Source organism: Streptomyces sp. WAC 06738 (genome assembly GCF_003945505.1).
Lineage (GTDB): Bacteria > Actinomycetota > Actinomycetes > Streptomycetales > Streptomycetaceae > Streptomyces.
The window spans coordinates 4,705,428-4,724,748 of record NZ_CP029618.1; the positions used below are offsets into that span (position 1 = coordinate 4,705,428).

Consider the following 19,321-nt stretch of genomic DNA (forward strand, 5'->3'; position numbering starts at 1 on the left):
GCGGTGCGTGGTGCGGGTGGCGCGGGGGACGCGTCCGGCGCGCGGGGCTGAGCCCGTACGCCCGGCGTATCCGACAGATCCGACTCGCCCGCGGCCTCCGGCGCGGCCGGTGCCGTGGGCGGGGTCCGCGCCTGGACGGAGGGCGGGTCGCCGGTGCATCGGTCGTCGTCGGGAGTCGCCGGGCGGCGTCAGGACCGCGGGCGGAGCGGGCTGTGCCGGTGGGCCAGAGCCTCGTACGAGGCGGCGAGCGCCGGCGCGGCCCGTTCGTACGTCCGCTGGGCCACGCCTATGAAGAGGCAGTCCACGACCAGTAGCTGGCCCGTCCGGCTGGACATGGCCGCCGGCCGCAGCTCGCTCTCGCGACCCGTGGACGTGGTGAGTATGTGATCGGCGTACGACGCGACGGGGCCGTCCGGGCGGCCGGTGATCGCCACCGTCGTCGCCCCGTGGTCGAACGCGACCCGCAGCGGCTCTATGACGTCGACCGTGCGGCCCGAGTGCGTGATCGCGATGGCCACGTCGCCAGCGCGCAGTTGGACGGCGTTGGTCACGGCCAGGTGCGGGTCGGGCGAGGCGTGCGCCACGACGCCGATCCGCAGCAGCTTCTGGACCAGGTCCTGGCCCACGAGGTTCGACGCGCCGATGCCGTACACATCGATGCGCCGGGCGGTGGCCATGGCGGCGATCGCCGCCTCCAACTGCACGGGGTCGAGCCCGGCCGCGGTGTCCGCGAGGGCCTGCTGCTCGTCCCGCGCGAGCTTGGCGATGACGTCGGCCATCGAATCGTCCACCGCTATGTCCGCGGTGACCGACGGCGCCCGCCCCGCCTCCTGCTGCGCGGCGGCGGCGGCGAGGGCCAGCCGGAGATCGCGATACCCGGGATAGCCGAGCAGCCGCGCCGTCCGCACGACGGTGGCCTCCGACGTGCCGGTGCGCTCCGCGAGGCCGGTGACGGTGAGCGCGGCACAGCCGGCCGGGTCACCGGCGACGGCCTCGGCAACGCGCTGCATGGAGCGCGTCATGGACGGCGCGACCGTGCGCACCTTGGCCGCGAGGGCGGCGGGCGCGGGCGGCGCGGGTCCGGTCGGGGTGTCCGGAGTGAAAGTTTCCTTCACGCTGTAGCTCACACACGAAAGATATTTTCGCGACGGACGGCGAGTCAACCCCCCGCGTCGGCCTGTGGAAAACCCCGGCAGGCCCCGCGGCGGGCCCCGGCCCGGCCGCGGGCCCGGCCGCTCGGGTGCCGGTTGCGGGAGAATGGACGTATGGAGCACCAAGGGCTGGAGCAGGCGCTGCACCGCGCCCGCGCACTGATCCTCGCCGACCTCAGCGCCGCGGACGTGGCCGAGCCTGACGTGGTCACCTTCGTCGAGGACGCGGTGGTCCACCGCCGCTGGTGGGTGGAGCAGTGGCCCGAGGGCGTGGCGTATCTGGACGGCCTGGTGGCCCAGGATGTCCAGGACGCGCTGCTGGAGAAGTACGGCAGATGGCCGCTCTGCCCCGTCTGCGAGGACGTCGACTCCGCGGGCCCGCACGCGCTGGACATCGAACCGGCATTGGGCCCGGACCCGCGGTGGGTGTGCGGCAGGACGGGCGCGGTGATGGCCCGGGTGGGGAGCCTGGGGGGTGCCGGATGACGATTTACGTCGACCCGCCGACGTGGCCGGGTCACGGACGGATGTGGTCGCACCTGGTGAGCGATGTGTCGTACGAGGAACTGCACGCGTTCGCGGAGTCGATGGGGGTGCCGCGGAAGGCGTTCGACGGGGACCACTACGACATTCCGTCGACGCGGTACGGGGAGGCGGTGAGCCGGGGCGCGGTGGAGGTGGGCTCGAAGGAACTGCTACGGAGGCTGGTGGAGGGCGGCCTGCGGAGACGGGGGAGGAAGACGGGGACGGGATGAGGGGGGACGGGGTGAGGGAATCCCCGCGCTCGCAGGAATGTTCGCCCGGCGTCCCGGCGTTTCCCCCTTCATGTCCCCGACCGCTCCCCGGGCCGGAGCCCGCCTGCCCGTCGCCGTGTACGTCCTCGGCGTCGCCGTCTTCGCCCTCGGGACGTCGGAGTTCATGCTCTCCGGGCTGCTCCCCGAGATAGCCGACGACCTCGACGTCTCCATACCCCGCGCCGGGCTCCTCATCTCCGCATTCGCCGTCGGCATGGTCGTCGGGGCGCCGACCCTCGCCGCCGCCACCCTCCGCCTTCCCCGCCGCACCACCCTCGTCGGGCTGCTCGTCGTCTTCGGGGCCGGGCACATCGTGGGGGCCGTGTCCACGTCCTACGGTGTCCTCTTCGCCACCCGCATCGTCAGCGCCCTCGCCTGCGCCGGGTTCTGGGCCGTCGGCGCCGCCGTCGCCATCGCAACCGTTCCGACGGGCGCCCGTGCACGGGCCATGGCGATCATGGTCGGCGGGCTCAGCGTCGCGAACGTCGCCGGGGTGCCCGGCGGGGCGCTGCTCGGGCAGCACTTCGGCTGGCGGTCCGCCTTCTGGGCGGTCACCCTCATGACCGCAGTCGCCCTCGTCGGGGTGGTGGCGCTCGTACCCGGTGGCACGCCCGACGACGCCGAGCCGCCCCGGCTCCGCGAGGAACTGCGTATCTACCGCGACGGTCAGGTGTGGCTCGCCATGGCCACGATCGCCCTCTTCGCAGGCGCAACGTTCTCCTTCTTCTCCTACCTCGCCCCCCTCCTCACCGACGTCGCCGGCCTCGGCGACGGCTGGGTGCCGACCGTGCTCGCGCTCTTCGGCGCCGGGGCCTTCCTCGGCACGCTCGTCGGCGGGCGGATGGCGGACAGGTACCGCTTCGGCACCATGTACGTCGGGCTGTCCGCGACCGCCGCCGTGCTGGTGGCGTGCGCGCTGCTCGCCGAGTACCCGGTGGCGATCGTGACCCTGTCGATCCTCCTCGGCGCCACGGCCTTCACCACCGCGCCCGCTCTCAACGCCCGCATCTTCGACGTCGCCGGCGACGCCCAGGGCCTCGCCGGCGCGACGGCGACCTCTTCGTTCAACATCGGCAACACCGTCGGCCCGTGGCTCGGCGGCCTCGTCATCAGCGCCGGCCTCGGCTACGCCGCCACCGCGTGGACCGGCGCCGTACTGGCGGTGGGCGCGGTGGCGATGACGGTGGTCGCGGGCCGGTCGGCGGCGCGTCGTACGAGGCTGGTGGCGTGCGGCGGCGAGCCGGCGGCCGAGGGCGCGATGAAAGCGGTGGGGTAGGCACGGCTGTCACTCCCGTGTGGTTCTCTCTGTAGAGAGAGAAGGGGGAGGGGTGCTCATGCTCGCGGAGACGGCGGCGTTACGGCTCGGGACGATGGTCGCGAACGCGGCGGGGAAGCTGTGGCTCGGCGGCAAGCGGCGCGAGCAGGAACGGCAGATGGAGATGGGGGACCTGATCCGGGTACGGGTCCCGGGCGTGCGCCTCCAGCGCGAGGTCACCCAGCAGTTCGAGCAGATCACCAACGCGGTGTACGACCGCCTCGACCCGTACCTGACCCACGCCTTCGACCGCCTGGACCCCGGCGGCCGCCAGGCCGTCATCGACGCCGTCGCCGGCACCTTCGCCCGCGCGGACCTCTCCGACGACGCCCTCCTCGCCGCCGACGCCCAGCCCGCCGAACTGGTCCGCCGCATCACCGCCTCCGTGCGCCCGCCCACCGGCCTCGGCGAGACGGAGACGCGCCTGTACGAGACGCTGTTCGCCGAGTGCGTCGCCTACTACGTACGCATCGTGCGCAGCCTCCCCGTCTTCGAGGAGCGCGCCGCCGCCGAACTTCTGGCGCGTACGTCCACGCTGGGCGCAGAGGTCGCGCGGATCCTGGAGCGCCTGCCGGACCGCTCGCTGTTCGCGCCGGACGGCTCGGACCTTGATACGGGCTTCCGGCGTACGTACCTGGAGCTGGTCAGCCGGGAACTCGACGAGGTGGAGCTGTTCCGCGCCAGTTCCGACCAGGCGACCCCGCAGCGTGTCCGGCTGTCCGTCGCGTACGTCAGCCTCCGGACGACCGGCGGCGACACCAGGCCCCGACGCAGCATCCGGGCTCTGCCGCAGCTCAGGACCGACATGAGCAACTGGGAGGAAGACGCGCACGAATCCTCCGGCATGCGCGTCGAGGCCGCGTTGAGCGGCGCGTACCGCGTGCTGCTGCGCGGCGAGGCCGGCTCCGGCAAGACCACGCTGTTGCGCTGGCTGGCGATCACGGCGGCGCGCGGGGGCTTCACGGAGGAACTGGCCGAGTGGAACGGCCTCACGCCGGTCTTCGTCAAGCTCCGCGACTACAGCGGTCGCAAGCCCCCCAATCCGGAGGCGATGCTCGACGGGGTCGCCGGGCCGATCACCGGGGTCATGCCGAGAGGGTGGGTGGAGCGCCAGCTAGACGCGGGCAAGGCGCTGCTCCTGATCGACGGCGTCGACGAGTTGCCGGGCCGGGAACGCGAGGCGGTCCGCACCTGGCTGCGCAAGCTGCTTCGGCAGTACGAGGGCGTGCGCGTCGTCGTCACGTCACGCCCGGCGGCGGCGGGCGCGGACTGGCTCCGCCGTGAGGACTTCACCGCCCTCCACCTGGACCGTATGACGCCGCCCGACCTGGCGGCCTTCGTACGGCAGTGGCACCAGGCCGTACGCGAGCTGGGCGGCGAACTGCCCTGCGCGGTGGACGACATCCCGCAGTACGAGCAGTCCCTCCTCACCAGCCTCAAGGACCGCGCGCATCTGCAGTCCCTGGCGAGCACGCCGCTGCTGGCGGCGATGCTCTGCGCGATGCACCTCAACAGAGGACGCCATCTGCCGCAGGACCGGATGGAGCTGTACCGCAACGCCCTGCACACCCTGGTCCACGACCGGGATGCCGACCGGCACGTACCGAGTGCGGCGGACAGCAAGTTCAGCCTCGGGGACAAGCTCGTCATCCTGCGGGACCTGGCGTGGCGGCTGTCGGACAACAACAGAAGCGAAATCGACGCGGACCGCGCCGCCGGATACGTCACCGCGAAGCTGAAGGGGATGCGGCACCTGGATGTGCTGGACGGTGCCCAGGTGCTGAGTCAGCTCCGGCAGCGTTCCGGCATCCTCCGGTCGCCGGCGGAGGACCGCATCGACTTCGTCCACCGGACCTTCCAGGAGTACCTGGCCGCCGAGGAGGCGGCGGAGGAGGACCGTATCGGCAATCTGGTCGAGCGGGCGCATCTCGACCTGTGGCGAGAGACGATCATCATGACCGCGGGCCACGCGAACGCGAGGCAGCGGGAAGAACTGCTCGACGGCATCCTGAACCGCGCCGAGGAGGAGCCCCGCCACGCCCGCACGCTGCGGCTACTGGCGGCGTCGTGCCAGGAGACGCTGCGGTCTGTGCCGGAAGGGCTGGCGGGCCGTCTGGACGAGGCCGTGACCGCGCTGCTTCCGCCGAGACGGGAGACTGACCCCCCTGCCCTGGCGGCGGTGGGGCCGACGCTGCTGCGCTGGCTGCCGACGTCGCCTGAGGAACTGACCGAGAAGGCCGCGGTGCAGACCGTGCGGACCGCGGCGCTGATAGGGGGCGAGAAGGCCCTCGACCTGCTGTCGGGTTTCGTGGGGGACGAGCGCCATGACGTCGTCATCGCGCTCATCCGGGCCTGGGACTACTTCGACGCGGACGCCTATGCCGACCGGGTGCTGTGCCGACTCCCCACAGCCCATCATCTGGTGGCTGTGAACCATCCCGGCCAGTTGCAGGCGGCAAGCAAGTTGCCCGGGCTGGGCGGCATCTACGTGGAGCACCCCCTGCGCGGACTCGAGTTCCTGGCCGGCCTGCCGTCTCTCCAAGTGCTGCAGGCGGCTTCGCTGATCGGGGATGCCGATCTGTCCCCTCTCCGCCGCCATACCGACATGGAACTTCTGTTGCTGCCCGGCACCGGCTCGGTGTGCGGGAGTTCGGCGCTCGCGGACCTCCCCCGCCTGCAATGGCTGACCCTCCCTCGCTGTGGGGATCTGGACCTGAACACGCTGCGGAGCTGTCCCAGACTGAGGTCGCTCGTTCTTGCCGAGGTAGCGGAGACGGATCTCAGCACGCTCGCCACCCTCCCGAGCGTTGGTGATCTGTCCCTCTCCGGCAACGGTCGGGGCACTCTGCGGGGCTTCGACGAGCTGGCGGGAATGACCGGTCTTTGGCAACTGCACCTCGCGCTTGTCGACGGTGACGCCTGGCTCAGGGGACTGAAGAGCGTCCCGCCGAAGCTGACGGATCTGATTCTGATGCAATGCGTCGTGCCAGCCGATCCCGAGGTCTTCACGCAGTTCCGCGGCCTCCAGGAGGTGAGTCTTCACGGGTGTCACACCCCCGACGGCACCCCTGTCACCACCTTCGAGATCCCAGGGGTGCGGGTGACGACCACCGAGTGAGCCTCACCCGCCCAGCAGCTCCAATTCCGTCCCCACGTTGTGCCGTGCCGCCGCCTCCCAGCGGGCGTAGCCCGTCTCCGTGCGGAACAGCCGGGGCAGCCCCAGCAGTTGCCGTAGCACCGTCGCCCGGCCCTCGCGGAAGGCATCGGCCGGGACGAAGCCGTACTCCTCCCGTACCGCCGCCGCATACGCCGCGTACTCCGTCGGCGTACCCGCCAGCACCGCGAGGTCCGCGTCGCACAGCACCTCGCCGTTGTGGTCCCCGGCCGCCGGGTCGTGGGTCACCGTGAGCCGTACGAGCCGCACCACCTCCGCCACGCGCTCGGCCCCAACTCCCGCCTCCGCCAAGGCGACTTGCGCGAGTCGCGCACTGCGCTCCTCGTTCTCGCTGCGCTCCGGCCGGTAGACGGCGTCGTGGAACCAGGCCGCCAGGCGTACGGCGTCGGGGTCGTCGGCGTGGTCGGCCAGCTCGTCGATGCGGTCGAGGACGGCGGCCAGATGCTCCGCGGTGTGATAGCGCCGCTGGGGCTCACCCCACCGTTCCAGCAGGTTCTTCCCGTACGGTACGGGGTCGGGGGCCGCCGCGCCGGAGCGGCAGCGGGTGAGGAGGGCCGTCCAGCGGTCGAGGAGGGCCGGATCCGTGGGCTCGGGCGCCGATGTTGCGGGCTGGTTATCTCCGGGGGCGGGCATGGTCACCATTCTGCGCGATATGGCAGGCTGTGCTTCATGTCTAGACCAATGCTGCTTGAGGTCATCGCCCTGAACGCCGCCGACGCCGCCGCCGCGGAGGCGGGCGGCGCCGACCGTCTGGAGTTGGTCACGGACATGGCCGCCGACGGGCTCACTCCGTCGCGCGAGACCGTCGCCGCCGTGCGCGCCGCGGTGGAGATCCCCGTGCGCGTCATGCTGCGGGCCGAGGACGGGTTCGCGGCGGGGGACGCGGAGGCGCTGGCGGCGCGGGCGCGGGCGCTGCGGGCGGAGGGGGCGGAGGAGTTCGTCCTCGGGTTCCTGGACGAGGCGGGCGGGCCGGATCTGGCGACGGTCGGGCGGCTTTTGGAGGCGGTCGGGGACGGGTGCCGGTGGACGTTCCACCGGGCGATCGACCGGGCGGCGGACCGGGACACGCTGCGCAAGCAGCTCGCGGGGCTGCCGGGGCTGGACACGTACCTGACGGCGGGCTCGGCGAAGGGCGTCGCGGACGGCCTGGCGGTGCTGGTCGCCGAGGCCGCCCGCGCGACCGCCCGCCAGCCCGGCTACGAGGCCCGCATCATGGCCGGCGGCGGCCTCACCACGGCCCACGTCCCCCGCCTCCGCGCGGCGGGCCTGGACGCCTTCCACGTCGGCGGCGCGGTCCGCCCGGAGGGCTGGTCGGGCCCGGTGTCGCCGCGGTCGGTGGCGGAGTGGCGGACGCTGCTGGACACGTAGGCGCTCCGCGCGGGCCGGGGCGCCGGGTCCGAGCGCGCGCCGGCGGCCGGGAGCTCGGCGTGGCCCGGCCGTCACGACGACTGCGGCGGCTGCCGGGCGGGCTGGAACAGTTCGACGAGGTTGCCGGAGGGGTCGGCGAGGAGGATCTGCCGCCCGCCGGGACCGGTGGGCGGGGCGTCGTGCGCGAGGCTTCGGTTGCTCCCGTTGTCACAGGGGCGGCCTACCCTAGGGCGGGGGTTGCGGGGGAGAGTGTTCTGCGTCCCCGGCGCCGCGGGTTACGCCCCGCCGCCGCGGCTACGCCCCCCACCGCGAGCTACGTCCCCCGCCGTGCGCTACGCCCCCTCCGTCCCCGGGCCCGACGTCGACTCCCTCACCTGCAGCGCCGTCCGCAGCACCACCGTCTGCAGCGGCCGCTCCGTCCCCGCGATCCGCTCCTGCAGCAGCCCCGCCGCCGTCCACCCCAGGTCGTACGACGGCAACTGCACCGTCGACAGCGGCGGGCGGACCAGCGACGCCCACGGGACGTCGCCGAACGACAGCACCCCCGTCCGCGGCGGCTCCGTGCCCGCCTCCCTGAGGGCCTGCAACGCGCCCACCGTCATCAGGTTGTTCGCCACGAACACCGCGTCCGGCGGCGACGGCAGCGCCAGCAGGTCCCGCATCGCCGCCCGGCCGCCCTCGACCCGGAAGTCGGCGTGCCGCACGTACTCCGGCGGCAGCGTGCCCCCGTCCGTCTCCCGCAGGTGGTCGCGCATCACCGCGCGGTAGCCCGCCAGCCGGTCGTCGGACGTGGACGCGCCCTCCGGGCCCGCGATGCACGCGATCCTGCGGTAGCCGCTGCGCAGCAGGTGCGCGGTGGCCTCCTCGCCGCCGTGCTGGTTGTCGACCATCACCGCGTCCACGGACGCGCCCCGCGGCCGCCGGTCCACCGCGACCACCGGCATCCCGCGGCCCTCCAGCACGGACAGGTCCGTCCGGTTCCGCGACGCCGCGGCCACGATCACGCCCGCCATCTGCTCGGCCGCCGCGATCTCCAGATAGCGCCGCTCCTTGTCCACGTCCTCGTCGGTGTTGCACAGCACCACCGACAGGTTCGTCTGCTGCGCCGCGTCCTCCACCCCGCGCGCGAGCGACGTGAAGAACGGGTTCTCGATGTCCGGGATGATCAGCCCGATGACGCTGGCCCGCTGCATCCGCAGCGACCGCGCCACCCGGTTCGGCGAGAAGCCCAGCTCCGCCGCGGTCTTGCGGACGCGCTCCGCGCGTTCCGCGGTGACCCGGCCTCCGTTGAAGACCCGGGAGACAGTGGCCGGCGAGACCCCCGCGGCGCGCGCCACATCGTTGATGGTCGTCACTTCTCCGCTACCTGAACCTCTCACGCAGGCGCGGGAGTCGGCCGCGCGTCCGGTGCCCTGCCGCCCATTCTCCGCCAGTCCGGGGCCCGGTCGGACCGCGTCGGGGCATCGGATACGCGCATCCGGCGGTCCCGCGATGCGGCCCGCGGCGCGGCCCCGGCATCCGGTCGGGTACGTGGACGGGTCGGCGCGGACGGTGTTTTCCACGGTCTCGTACGGACCTCTTGACACCGTCTGGCGTGAACTCTACGTTCGCGTGAAATGGATTTCAAGGGATTTCCGGTGGGGCCGCCTCACATCACCGGAGCCCGCTCAGTTGCTGTGCGCGCACTTGGGATGACCCTTCGCCAGCCTCGTACGAAAACGATTTCACAACGGAGCGTCCATGAGCACCACGTTCGGCCTGGATGACCTTGCCCGTACGACCCCCGCCGTCACCCGCTCGATCAGCGCCGAGAACCCCACCGGCGCCAAGGGCGCCGGCGGTGCCGCCACCGAGGGCACCGGCGCCCGCGCCGCCGGCCGGCTCGGCCAGGGGTGGAAGGTCTCCCCGAGCATCGACATCGCCGCCGGCGAGACCGCCGTGCTCGCCGAGATCGACGGGCCGGGCACCATTCGCCACCTCTGGTGCACCACCGCCCCGCACGCCGCCTGGCGGCAGACCCTGCTGCGCATCTACTGGGACGGCGCCGAGACCCCCGCCGTCGAGGTGCCGCTCGGCGACTTCTTCTGCAACGGCTGGAGCGTCTTCAGCCAGGTCTCCTCGGTGCCCGTCACCGTCGCGCCCAACGGCGGCTTCAACGCGTACTGGCCGATGCCCTTCCGCCGCGCCGCCCGCGTCACGCTGGAGAACCTCGCCCCCGAGCAGATGACGCTCTACTACCAGATCGACTACGAGCTGGCCGACGTCCCCGCCGACGCCTCCTACCTCCACGCCCAGTGGCGCCGCAGCAACCCCGTCGACGAGTCCGGCATCCACACCCTCCTCGACGGCGTCACCGGCGCCGGCCAGTACGTCGGCACGTACCTCGCCTGGGGCACCAACAGCCCCGGCTGGTGGGGCGAGGGCGAGCTGAAGTTCTACCTCGACGGCGACGAGGACTGGCCCACCATCTGCGGCACCGGCACCGAGGACTACTTCGGCGGCGCCTGGAACTTCGACGTCAAGCCGCACGGCTACACCGCGTACACCACGCCCTATCTCGGCCTGAACCAGATCCTCCGGCCCGACGGCCTCTACGCCAGCCAGCAGCGGTTCGGGATGTACCGCTGGCACGTCCTGGACCCCGTCCGCTTCCAAGAGGACCTCCGCGTGACCGTGCAGTGCCTCGGTATCGGCGCGGGACAGGGCAACGGCCTCAAGCACCGCTACCGCAAGAACCGCGACGACATCGCCTCGACCTCCCTGTTCTACCTGGACGCGCCGTCGAGCGCAGCCCTCCCGGCGACCCCCGGACTGCTCGACCTGGAAGTCGACGCCCCTGACTGAGCCCGGCTGAGCCCGCTGAGCCCGGCTGAGCCCGCTGAGCCCGGCTGACCCGCCTGAGCCCCGCTGAGCCCGACCGAGCCCGTACGAGCCCCCGCGCTCCCGACCCCAGCACCCACCCGACAGACAGGGGCACGACATGCTCCACCACGGCAACGGCGCCGTACCCGCCCGGGGCGCCCCCGCGCGCCGCCGCACCCCCGGCGCCCCCTCGCGCCGCCGCTTCCTCGGCGGCACCGCGGGCGCGGCCGCCGCCGCGACGGCCGCCGCGACCCCGCTGCTCAGCGGCTGCGGCTCCGCGAGCGCCGACGGCGGCACGCTGAAGTTCTGGCACTTCTACGACCCGAAGGCGTCCGACCCCGCGATGGCCGCCCAGTCGAAGTGGTTCGACAAGCTCATCAAGGACTGGAACGACACCCACGACGTCAAGATCGAGCCGTACTTCGTCCCCGGCGTCAGCTACCAGGGCTCGAAGATGGTCACCGCCTTCGCCGCCGGTGCGGGACCCGACATCTTCCTGCTCAGCCCCGGCGACTTCACCCGCTACTACAACGGCGGCATCCTCGCCGACCTCACCCCGCACCTCGACGACGGCGTGGTCGAGGACTACGGCACGAGCCTCACCAGCCGCACCGTCGACGGCAAGGTCTACGCCCTGCCCATGGAGGTCGAGCCGCTGGCGATGTTCTACAACGTCCCCGTCTGGGAGAAGGCCGGCCTCTCCGAGGCCGACATCCCGACCACCTGGGACCAGCTCCTCGACGCCGGGGACAAGATCCGCGGCAAGACCGGCGCCGCCGGCCTCGTCTTCCACACCGACCCCGGCTACTACCAGAACTTCACCTGGTACTGCTGGATGTGGCAGGGCGGCGGCGAGGTCGTCGACAAGGCGGGCAACGTCGCCTTCGACTCCAAGGGCGCCCGCCAGGCCCTCGCGCTCTGGCAGGACGCCGTCGAGGCCGGCATCGCGCCCCGTACGCTCCCCGCCGCCGACGACCGCATCACCGCCTTCACCTCCGGCCTCGCCGGCATGTGGCAGATCGGCATCTGGGAGGTCCAGGCGTTCAAGGCGGGCGCCCCCGACCACGAGTACGGGGTCTTCAAGCTGCCCGTGCCGCCCGGCGGGGAGTACACCACCACCCTCGGCGGCTGGTCGTTCTGCGCCAGCACCCAGGGCGCCAACCCCGACGCCGCGGCCGAGTTCTGCGGCTGGGCCCTCGGCGGGATGTCGGACGAGTCCATCGACCGCACCGTCGAGTGGTGTACGGGCGTGAAGTCCGACATCTCCCCGCGCACCTCCGCCCTGGAGCGCGGCGCGGAGCGCGGCGGCTACGACTCCTGGGCGATGAAGAAGTTCAAGGAGGACATCTTCCCCGGCGGCCGGGCCGAGCCCCGCTACCCGCCGATCGTCTACAAGGCGATCTCCGACGCCATCCAGGCCACCATGCTCGCCGGCAAGGGCGTGGAGGGCGAGGCCGACCGGGCCGCCCAGACGATCGACGCCTTCATGAAGAGCTACCAGGGGGCGAGCCTGATATGACGAGCATCGCCACAGAGCAAGAGCGCGCCCCCGGCGCCGTGAAGCGCACCGCCGCGCCCGCGGGCCGCCGCAAGCTCGGCCGCAAGGGCCGCGAGCGGCTGGCCGCCGCGCTGTTCCTGCTGCCCGACACCCTCGGCCTGGGACTCTTCGTCGTCCTGCCGATGCTGCTGTCGTTCGTGCTGAGCTTCTTCCAGGTCTCGGGCTTCGGCTCGTACGAATGGATCGGCGTCGGCAACTACGAGCGCATGTTCAACGACCCGTACTTCTGGTCCTCGATGTGGGTCACCGCGAAGTACGTCGTCATCCTCGTGCCGACGCTCTTCGTCGTCAGCCTCAGCCTGGGCGTGCTGATGAAGCAGATGCTGCCCGGCATGGCGGTCTACCGCACCGCGCTCTTCCTGCCGCACATGCTGAGCCTCGTCGTCGTCGGCCTGCTCTGGAAGTTCATGCTCGACGACCAGACCGGCGTGGTGAACAAGGCCGCGGGCGAGGCGGGCCTGGGCGCCCGCTCCTGGCTCGGCGATCCCGGCCTCGCGCTGTACGCGGTGATCGCGGTCACCGTCTGGTACTACATGGGCTACTACATGATCATTTTCCTGGCGGGTCTCAACGAGATCCCCCGGGAGCTGTACGAGGCCGCGAAGATCGACGGCGCCGGACCCTGGACCTCGTTCCGGCAGATCACCTGGCCGCTGCTGAAGCCCACCAGCTTCTTCGTCCTCATCGTCAGCACGGTCGCCGCGATCACCGGCACCTTCGACCTCATCTTCGTGCTGACCGACGGCGGTCCCGCCAACGGCACCGCCGTGGCGATGTTCTACATCTACCAACAGGCGTTCGTCTTCGGCGAGTACGGCTACGCCGCGGCCCTGGGCTCCTTCCTCGTCGTGGTGATGGTCGCCCTCTCCTGGCTGATCTTCAAGGCGACCAAGGGCGGGAGGTTCGACGATGAGCACTGACACCCTGGCCGGCGGCACCACCGCCGCCCGCCCCACCCCGCTGCGCGGCCCCGGCCGCCGCCGTGCCCGCGCCGGGCTCACCGTGCTGGCCATCGTGCTGTCGGTGCTGAGCGTCTTCCCGGTCCTCTGGCTCATCACCTCCGCGATCAAGCCGCGCGAGGCGGTCACCGACGGCAAGCTGCTCCCCGAGGACGTCACCTGGGAGAACTTCCGCTACGTCCTCACCGAAGTGGCCTTCGACCGCTGGCTGTGGAACAGCTTCTTCACCGCCGCGATCATCACGATCCTCGCGCTCTTCTTCCACTCCATGGCCGCCTACGCCCTGGCCCGTCTCCGCTTCCCCGGCCGCGACGGCATCTTCGTCGTCATCTTCTCCACGCTGCTGATCACCCCGCCGGTGATCCTCATCCCGCTCTTCATCGTCGTCCGCGAGATGGGCATGCTCGACAGCTACGCGGCCCTCATCATCCCGCCGCTCTTCAACGCCTTCGGCATCTTCCTGCTGCGCCAGTTCTACCTCGGCATCCCGCGGGAGCTGGAAGAGGCGGCGATCGCCGACGGTGCGGGCTACTGGCGGATCTACTGGAGCATCATCCTGCCGCTGTCCCGGCCCATCCTGGCCGCGCTCTCGGTCTTCTTCTTCCTCGCCAACTGGAACGCCTTCGCCTGGCCGCTGGTCGCCACCAGCAGCGAGAACCTCACCGTCACCCAGGTCGGCATCGCGTCCTTCACCACCCAGTACGGCTCGAACTGGAACTACATCCTCGCCGCCGCGGTGGTCGCGGTGATCCCGATGCTGATGCTCTTCCTCTTCTTCCAGCGCCAGATGGTCGAGTCCATCAAGACCTCCGGCCTCAAGTAACGCGCCGCCGCCCGCCCGTACGCGCAGACGTCACCCCGCGCGCGTACGCCCACCGCTCCACCGTCACCACGCATCACAACCGCACGCAATTGGAGGCCAGCCACATGGCACGCATCGGTCTGCTGTCCATCTCCGACGGCCGGGACTACGTCCAGCGGGACGTACGCGACCACGTCTCCCGCGCCGCGCGCGAGCTGGCCGCCATGCTCACCGACGCCGGGCACGAGGTGATCGTCGCGCCCGAGCACGTGGAGTCCAACGTCCTCGCCACCTCGCAGGCCCGCTGGCTCGCCGAGCGGCACGTGGACGTGACGATCTTCCACCACTCCGTGTGGACGTTCCCGCACTTCACGATGTTGGCCGCCGAGGCCACGCCGGGGCCGATCCTGATGGTCGCCAACCTCGACCCGCAGTACCCCGGGATGGTCGGCCTCCTCGCCGGCGCCGGCGGCCTGGACCAGATCGGCCGCGTCCACGCCCGCGCCTGGGGCGACCTGGCGGAGCCGGCGGTACGGGACCGGATCCTCACCCACGTCCGCGCGGGCGCCGCCGTGCAGCGGTTGCGCGGCTCCACCTTCGGCCGGATCGGCGGCCGGCCCATGGGGATGTACACCGCCACCGCCAACACCGACCAGTGGATGAAGGTCTTCGGCGTCGACGTCGAGGAGATCGACCAGTGGGAGATCGTGCGGCGCAGCGAGAACGCCGACGCGGCGCGGGTGAAGAACGCCCGTACCTGGATCGAGCGGCACGCGGCCGGCGTCCACTACGACGGCGACCGGCTCACCCCCGAACTGCTGGAGCGGCAGATCCGCTCGTACTACGCGATGCGCGAGCTGATCGAGGAGTGGAACCTCGACTTCTCCGGCATCAAGGGCCAGCCGGAGCTGACCGCGCACTTCGCCACGATGGACGTCGCGGAGGCGTTCCTCAACGACCCGTACGACTGGGAGGGCCCCAAGGAGACCCACGTCACCTCCACCGAGGCGGACATGGACGCGGCGATGACGATGCAGCTCCTCAAGCTGCTCTCCGGCGACCCCGTGCTCTTCGCCGACATCCGCCACTACGACAGCGACAAGCAGGTCTGGGACCTGTGCAACTCCGGCCAGCACGCCACCTGGTACGCGGCCCGCTCCGAGGACCCCGCGGAGAACATGCGGCACGTCAACTTCCTCCCGGAGGTCTTCTACTTCCCGGCCGGCGGCGCCTCCGTCCAGCACCTGGCCGCCCCCGGCGCGATGACCTTCGCCCGGCTGACGCGGCTGCGCGGCGAGTACCGGATGCACGTGATGCGCGGCGACCTGGAGCAGTACGACGCGGAGACCAACGAGCGGATGATGCGCGCCACCACGTGGGAGTGGCCGCACGCCTTCGCGCGGCTGAGCCCCACGGCGGAGGAGTTCCTCACCCGCTTCGGCAGCAACCACATCCACGCGGTCCCCGGCGACTACGTCGCCGACCTCCGCGCGGTCTGCGACCAACTGGGCATCGCGTACGACGGCTTCGGGGACGCCGCGTAGCCATGACAGACCACTCAGGCACGGCGCCGTTACTCGCGATGCGCGGGATCGCCAAGTCGTTCCCCGGGGTGCGGGCGCTCAAGGGGGTCGAGCTGACCGTGCACGCCGGGGAGGTGGTCGCGCTCCTCGGCGAGAACGGCGCGGGCAAGTCGACCCTCATGAACGTCCTCGCCGGGGTCCACCCCGACTACGAGGGCGTCATCGAGCGCGACGGCGTGCCCGCCGCCATCCACTCGCCCAGGGACGCGCAGCGGCACGGCATCGGGATGATCCACCAGGAGCTGAACCTCGTCCCCGAGCTGTCCGTCGCCGAGAACGTCTTCCTCGGCCGCGAGCTGCGCACCGCCCGCGGCACCGTCGACAAGAAGGCCCAGGAGGCCCGGGCCCGCGAGCTGCTCGCGGGCCTCGGCCTGGCCGTGCCGCCGCGGCGGCCGGTCAAGCACTGCCGGCTCGCGGAGCAGCAGCTCATCGAGGTGGCGAAGGCGCTCAACCTCGACGTCCGGCTGCTGGTCATGGACGAGCCGACGTCGGCGCTCGCCGACGCCGAGGTACGCCGCCTCTTCACCGTCATCCGCGACCTGACCGCCCGCGGCGTCGGCGTCGTCTACATCTCCCACCGCCTGGAGGAGCTGGAGGAGATCGCCGACAGCGTCACCGTGCTGCGCGACGGCGCGTACGTCGGCAGCCGCCGGATGGCCGAGACCACCCGGGCCGAGCTGGTCCGGCTCATGGTCGGCCGCCCCCTCGGCGAGCTCTTCCCGCGCCGTGCCGGGCAGCACCAAGGCGGCGAGGTGCGCCTCGCCGCCGAGGGGCTGACATACGTCGCGCAGGACGGCGGCCCGTCGCTGTACGACGTGGACCTCTCGGTACGGGCCGGGGAGATCGTCGGGCTCGCCGGGCTGATGGGCGCCGGGCGCAGCGAGGTGCTCCAGGCGCTCTTCGGCCACTACGGGACCCGGGCGCACGGCCGGATCACCGTGGACGGCCGCCCGTACCGGCCGCGCAGCCCCGGCCACGCGATCCGGCGCGGCCTGGCGCTCGTCGCCGAGGACCGCAAGGGGCAGAGCCTCGTCACGGCCAACACCGTGCGCTTCAACGGCTCGCTCGCGGCCCTCGCCCGCTACCGCACCCCGTGGCGCACGGTGCACAGGCGCCGCGAACGGGCCGCGGTCGCCGGGCAGATCGAGGCGCTGAAGGTGAAGACACCCGGCATGGAGACCGCCGTACAGCACCTGTCCGGCGGCAACCAGCAGAAGGTCGTGCTCGCCAAGTGCCTGCTGACGAAGCCCAGCGTGCTGCTCATGGACGAGCCGACGCGCGGCATCGACGTCGGCGCCAAGGCCGAGATCCACCGGCTCATGGACGAACTGGCCGCGCAGGGCACCGCGATCCTCGCGGTCTCCTCCGAGCTGCCCGAGCTGATCGGCATGTGCGACCGGGTGCTGGTGCTCTGCGAGGGCCGGCTGACCGGCGAGTTCCACCGCGATCCGGCGCACGGGCCGCAGGCCGGCCAGGAGGCCATCCTCACCGCGGCGATGGCGCGCGAGACCGTCACCACCCACCACCTTCGAGGAACGCGGAGCTGAGACAGAGATGACCAAGACCCAGCCGGACGCGGCGACCGCCGGCGACGAGGGACCGGACGGGGCCGTGTCGCGGGCCCGGCGGATCCTGCCGGTGCTCGGCTCGCTGCAGGCGTACATCGGCCTGATCCTCATCGTCGCGCTCGGCGTGATCACCAAGGGCGACGTCTTCCTCAACCAGACCAACCTCACCAACGCGGTGGGCGCGTTCGCCACCCGCGGCATCCTCGCGGTCGGCGTCACGCTCGTCATCCTGGCGGCGGGCATCGACCTGTCGGTCGGCTCGCTGATGGGCTTCGCCTCGATGTCCGCGGCCATCATGGTGGCGCACCACGACATGCCCGTCTGGCTGATCGTGCCGGCGTGCATGCTCATCGGCGCCGGCTTCGGCCTCGCCAACGGTATCGGCACCGCGTGGCTGAAGATTCAATCGTTTGTCATGACTCTGGCGATGATGTCGATCGCCAGAGGGCTCGACCGCAAGATGAGCGACAACGAGTCCGTCGGCACCCTCGTCGCCGGACCGGACGGCGAACTCACCGAGAACTCCGAGTCGTTCCAGAAGCTCGGCACCCCCGACAACAACGTCCTCGAAGGCATCCTCGGCCCGGACGGCATCTACTTCCCCGTCCTCGCCTTCCTCATGGTCTGCGTCGTCTTCCACCTGCTGCTGTCCCGCACCACCTTCGGCCGGCACGTCTACGCCGTCGGCGGCAACCCCACCGCCGCCCGGCTCTCCGGCATCAACGTCACCTTCGTCATCATCGCCGTCTTCACCCTCTCCGGGATGCTCGCCGGCTTCGCGGGCCCCATCGACGCGGCGTACAGCGTCTCCGCCGACCCGCAGGCCGGCTACACCTACGAACTCGACGCCATCGCCGCCGCCGTCATCGGCGGCGCCTCGCTCGCCGGCGGCAAGGGCACGATCATCGGCACCTTCGTCGGCGCGCTGATCCTCACCCTGCTCGACAACGTCCTCGGCCTGAACGCCGTGGACGACAACTGGCAGTTGGTCATCAAGGGCTCGATCGTCGTCCTGGCGGTCGTGCTGCAACGCCCCGACCTGCTGCAGAGCATCAAGAACGGCATCGACAGGCTACGCGGCGGCCGCTCCCGCACAGGACCGGACCGCACCCCCGCCAAGGCCCAGGTCCCCGGCCAGTCCCCGGCCCCCGCCTCAGAGGAGACCCCACGATGAGCACCAGCACCCGCACGCTGCGCCGCGCGCTCACCGCCGCCACCGCCGTGCTCGCCGCGACCGCCCTGGCGGCCGGCTGCGCCTCCAAGACCGAGGAGGGCGGAGGCGGCGGCGAGAAGGGCGCGGGCGACGAGTTCGTCATCGGCTACTCGCAGGCCAACAACGCCGAGCCGTACCGCGCCCAGCTCAACAAGCAACTGGAGCACTACGTCAAGGACTACCCGGACCTCAAGCTGCTGCCCATCGCCGACGCCCAGCAGGACAACGCGCAGCAGGTCAGCCAGATCCAGCAGTTCGTCCAGCAGAAGGTCGACATCCTCATCGTCTCGCCGAACGAGCCCGCCCCCGTCACCCCCGCCGTCGAGCAGGCGTGCGCCGCCGGCATCCCCGTGATCATCCTGGACCGCACCGTCGACACCGAGTGCTACGCCTCCTTCATCGGCGGCGACAACCGCGAGATCGGCAAGAAGGCGGGCGAAGCCGTCGTCCGCGAGCTGCCGGACGGCGGCAACGTCGCCGAGCTGCGCGGCCTGCTCTCCACCGAGCCGCAGAAGCAGCGCCACGACGGCTTCATGGAGGCCATCGGGGCGAACCCCGACATCAAGGTCGTCGAGGAGCGCGAGGGCAAGTGGCTCCAGCCCGAGGGAACGAAGATCATGCAGCAGTGGCTCGCCCGCGGCACCGACATCGACCTCGTCTACGCCCACAACGACCCGATGGCCATCGGCGCCCAGCAGGCGGCGAAGGCCGCGGGCAAGGACGAGATCAAGTTCATCGGCATCGACGGACTCGCCATCCCGGACGGCGGCATCCGCGCGGTCCAGCAGGAGCGGATGGCGTACACCTACCTGTACCCGACCGGGGCGGAGGAGGCCGCGAAGACCGCGGCCGACATCGCCGCGGGCAAGAAGGTGAAGAAGAAGCAGATCCTCGGCACGGTGGAGATCACCAAGGACAACGCCGAGGACGTCTACGCCAAGTACGACATGAGCGGGAAGGTCGACTGACAACC

General features: G+C 71.6%; 16 protein-coding genes. 13 read left to right on the forward strand and 3 right to left on the reverse strand.

Going from position 1 to position 19,321, the window contains the following annotated elements; translation table 11 throughout:
- Positions 1-188: 188 nt before the first annotated feature.
- On the reverse strand, positions 189-1,127 hold the full coding sequence (locus tag DMB38_RS20730) for a MurR/RpiR family transcriptional regulator (protein WP_018839736.1): 939 nt from the start codon (positions 1,125-1,127) through the stop codon (positions 189-191).
- Between the two features lie 138 nt (positions 1,128-1,265).
- On the opposite strand from DMB38_RS20730, the gene DMB38_RS20735 reads away from it, so the two are divergent.
- From DMB38_RS20735 to DMB38_RS20750, 4 genes are all read left to right on the forward strand, one after another.
- On the forward strand, positions 1,266-1,637 hold the full coding sequence (locus tag DMB38_RS20735) for a hypothetical protein (protein WP_125936456.1): 372 nt from the start codon (positions 1,266-1,268) through the stop codon (positions 1,635-1,637).
- Positions 1,634-1,906, forward strand: a complete 273-nt coding sequence (locus DMB38_RS20740; protein ID WP_125936457.1) for a DUF4031 domain-containing protein — start codon at positions 1,634-1,636, stop codon at positions 1,904-1,906. Before DMB38_RS20735 ends, DMB38_RS20740 begins: the two co-directional genes overlap by 4 nt.
- Before the next feature lie 70 nt (positions 1,907-1,976).
- Positions 1,977-3,221, forward strand: a complete 1,245-nt coding sequence (locus tag DMB38_RS20745; protein ID WP_164716063.1) for a Cmx/CmrA family chloramphenicol efflux MFS transporter — start codon at positions 1,977-1,979, stop codon at positions 3,219-3,221.
- 58 nt (positions 3,222-3,279) lie between these two features.
- The gene (locus DMB38_RS20750; protein WP_125936458.1) at positions 3,280-6,378 is read left to right on the forward strand and encodes an NACHT domain-containing protein; all 3,099 of its coding nucleotides are present in this window, start codon (positions 3,280-3,282) and stop codon (positions 6,376-6,378) included.
- A gap of 3 nt (positions 6,379-6,381) precedes the next feature.
- On the opposite strand, the gene DMB38_RS20755 is transcribed toward DMB38_RS20750, so the two are convergent.
- Entirely contained in the window at positions 6,382-7,077 is a 696-nt protein-coding gene (locus DMB38_RS20755) for a hypothetical protein (protein ID WP_125936459.1), read from the reverse strand.
- Between the two features lie 27 nt (positions 7,078-7,104).
- On the opposite strand from DMB38_RS20755, the gene DMB38_RS20760 reads away from it, so the two are divergent.
- Entirely contained in the window at positions 7,105-7,803 is a 699-nt protein-coding gene (locus tag DMB38_RS20760) for a copper homeostasis protein CutC (protein WP_240662389.1), read from the forward strand.
- A gap of 332 nt (positions 7,804-8,135) precedes the next feature.
- Here DMB38_RS20760 and DMB38_RS20770 read toward each other — a convergent pair whose 3' ends face one another.
- On the reverse strand, positions 8,136-9,158 hold the full coding sequence (locus DMB38_RS20770; protein ID WP_047017352.1) for a LacI family DNA-binding transcriptional regulator: 1,023 nt from the start codon (positions 9,156-9,158) through the stop codon (positions 8,136-8,138).
- Positions 9,159-9,543: 385 nt separating this feature from the next.
- Here DMB38_RS20770 and DMB38_RS20775 point away from each other — a divergent pair, with 385 nt between their 5' ends.
- From DMB38_RS20775 to DMB38_RS20810, 8 genes are all read left to right on the forward strand, one after another.
- Positions 9,544-10,647: a glycoside hydrolase family 172 protein gene (locus DMB38_RS20775; RefSeq protein ID WP_125936460.1), complete on the forward strand. Its 1,104-nt coding sequence runs from the start codon at positions 9,544-9,546 to the stop codon at positions 10,645-10,647.
- 136 nt (positions 10,648-10,783) lie between these two features.
- Positions 10,784-12,184 carry a sugar ABC transporter substrate-binding protein gene (locus tag DMB38_RS20780; RefSeq protein WP_125936461.1) on the forward strand — a complete coding sequence of 467 codons (1,401 nt, stop codon included), beginning with the start codon at positions 10,784-10,786 and terminating at the stop codon, positions 12,182-12,184.
- Complete coding sequence (locus DMB38_RS20785; RefSeq protein WP_125936462.1) at positions 12,181-13,143, forward strand: sugar ABC transporter permease; 963 nt, start codon at positions 12,181-12,183, stop codon at positions 13,141-13,143. The genes DMB38_RS20780 and DMB38_RS20785 overlap by 4 nt, the downstream gene beginning before the upstream one ends.
- Complete coding sequence (locus DMB38_RS20790; protein ID WP_125936463.1) at positions 13,133-14,005, forward strand: carbohydrate ABC transporter permease; 873 nt, start codon at positions 13,133-13,135, stop codon at positions 14,003-14,005. Before DMB38_RS20785 ends, DMB38_RS20790 begins: the two co-directional genes overlap by 11 nt.
- A 104-nt stretch (positions 14,006-14,109) precedes the next feature.
- The gene (locus DMB38_RS20795; RefSeq protein ID WP_125936464.1) at positions 14,110-15,528 is read left to right on the forward strand and encodes an L-fucose/L-arabinose isomerase family protein; all 1,419 of its coding nucleotides are present in this window, start codon (positions 14,110-14,112) and stop codon (positions 15,526-15,528) included.
- A 2-nt stretch (positions 15,529-15,530) separates the two neighbouring features.
- A complete protein-coding gene (locus tag DMB38_RS20800) occupies positions 15,531-17,114 on the forward strand; it encodes a sugar ABC transporter ATP-binding protein (RefSeq protein WP_125936465.1) in 1,584 nt (527 codons plus the stop codon).
- A gap of 7 nt (positions 17,115-17,121) precedes the next feature.
- The gene (locus DMB38_RS20805; protein WP_125936466.1) at positions 17,122-18,309 is read left to right on the forward strand and encodes an ABC transporter permease; all 1,188 of its coding nucleotides are present in this window, start codon (positions 17,122-17,124) and stop codon (positions 18,307-18,309) included.
- Entirely contained in the window at positions 18,306-19,316 is a 1,011-nt protein-coding gene (locus tag DMB38_RS20810) for a substrate-binding domain-containing protein (RefSeq protein ID WP_125936467.1), read from the forward strand. Before DMB38_RS20805 ends, DMB38_RS20810 begins: the two co-directional genes overlap by 4 nt.
- The last annotated feature ends 5 nt before the right edge of the window (positions 19,317-19,321 follow it).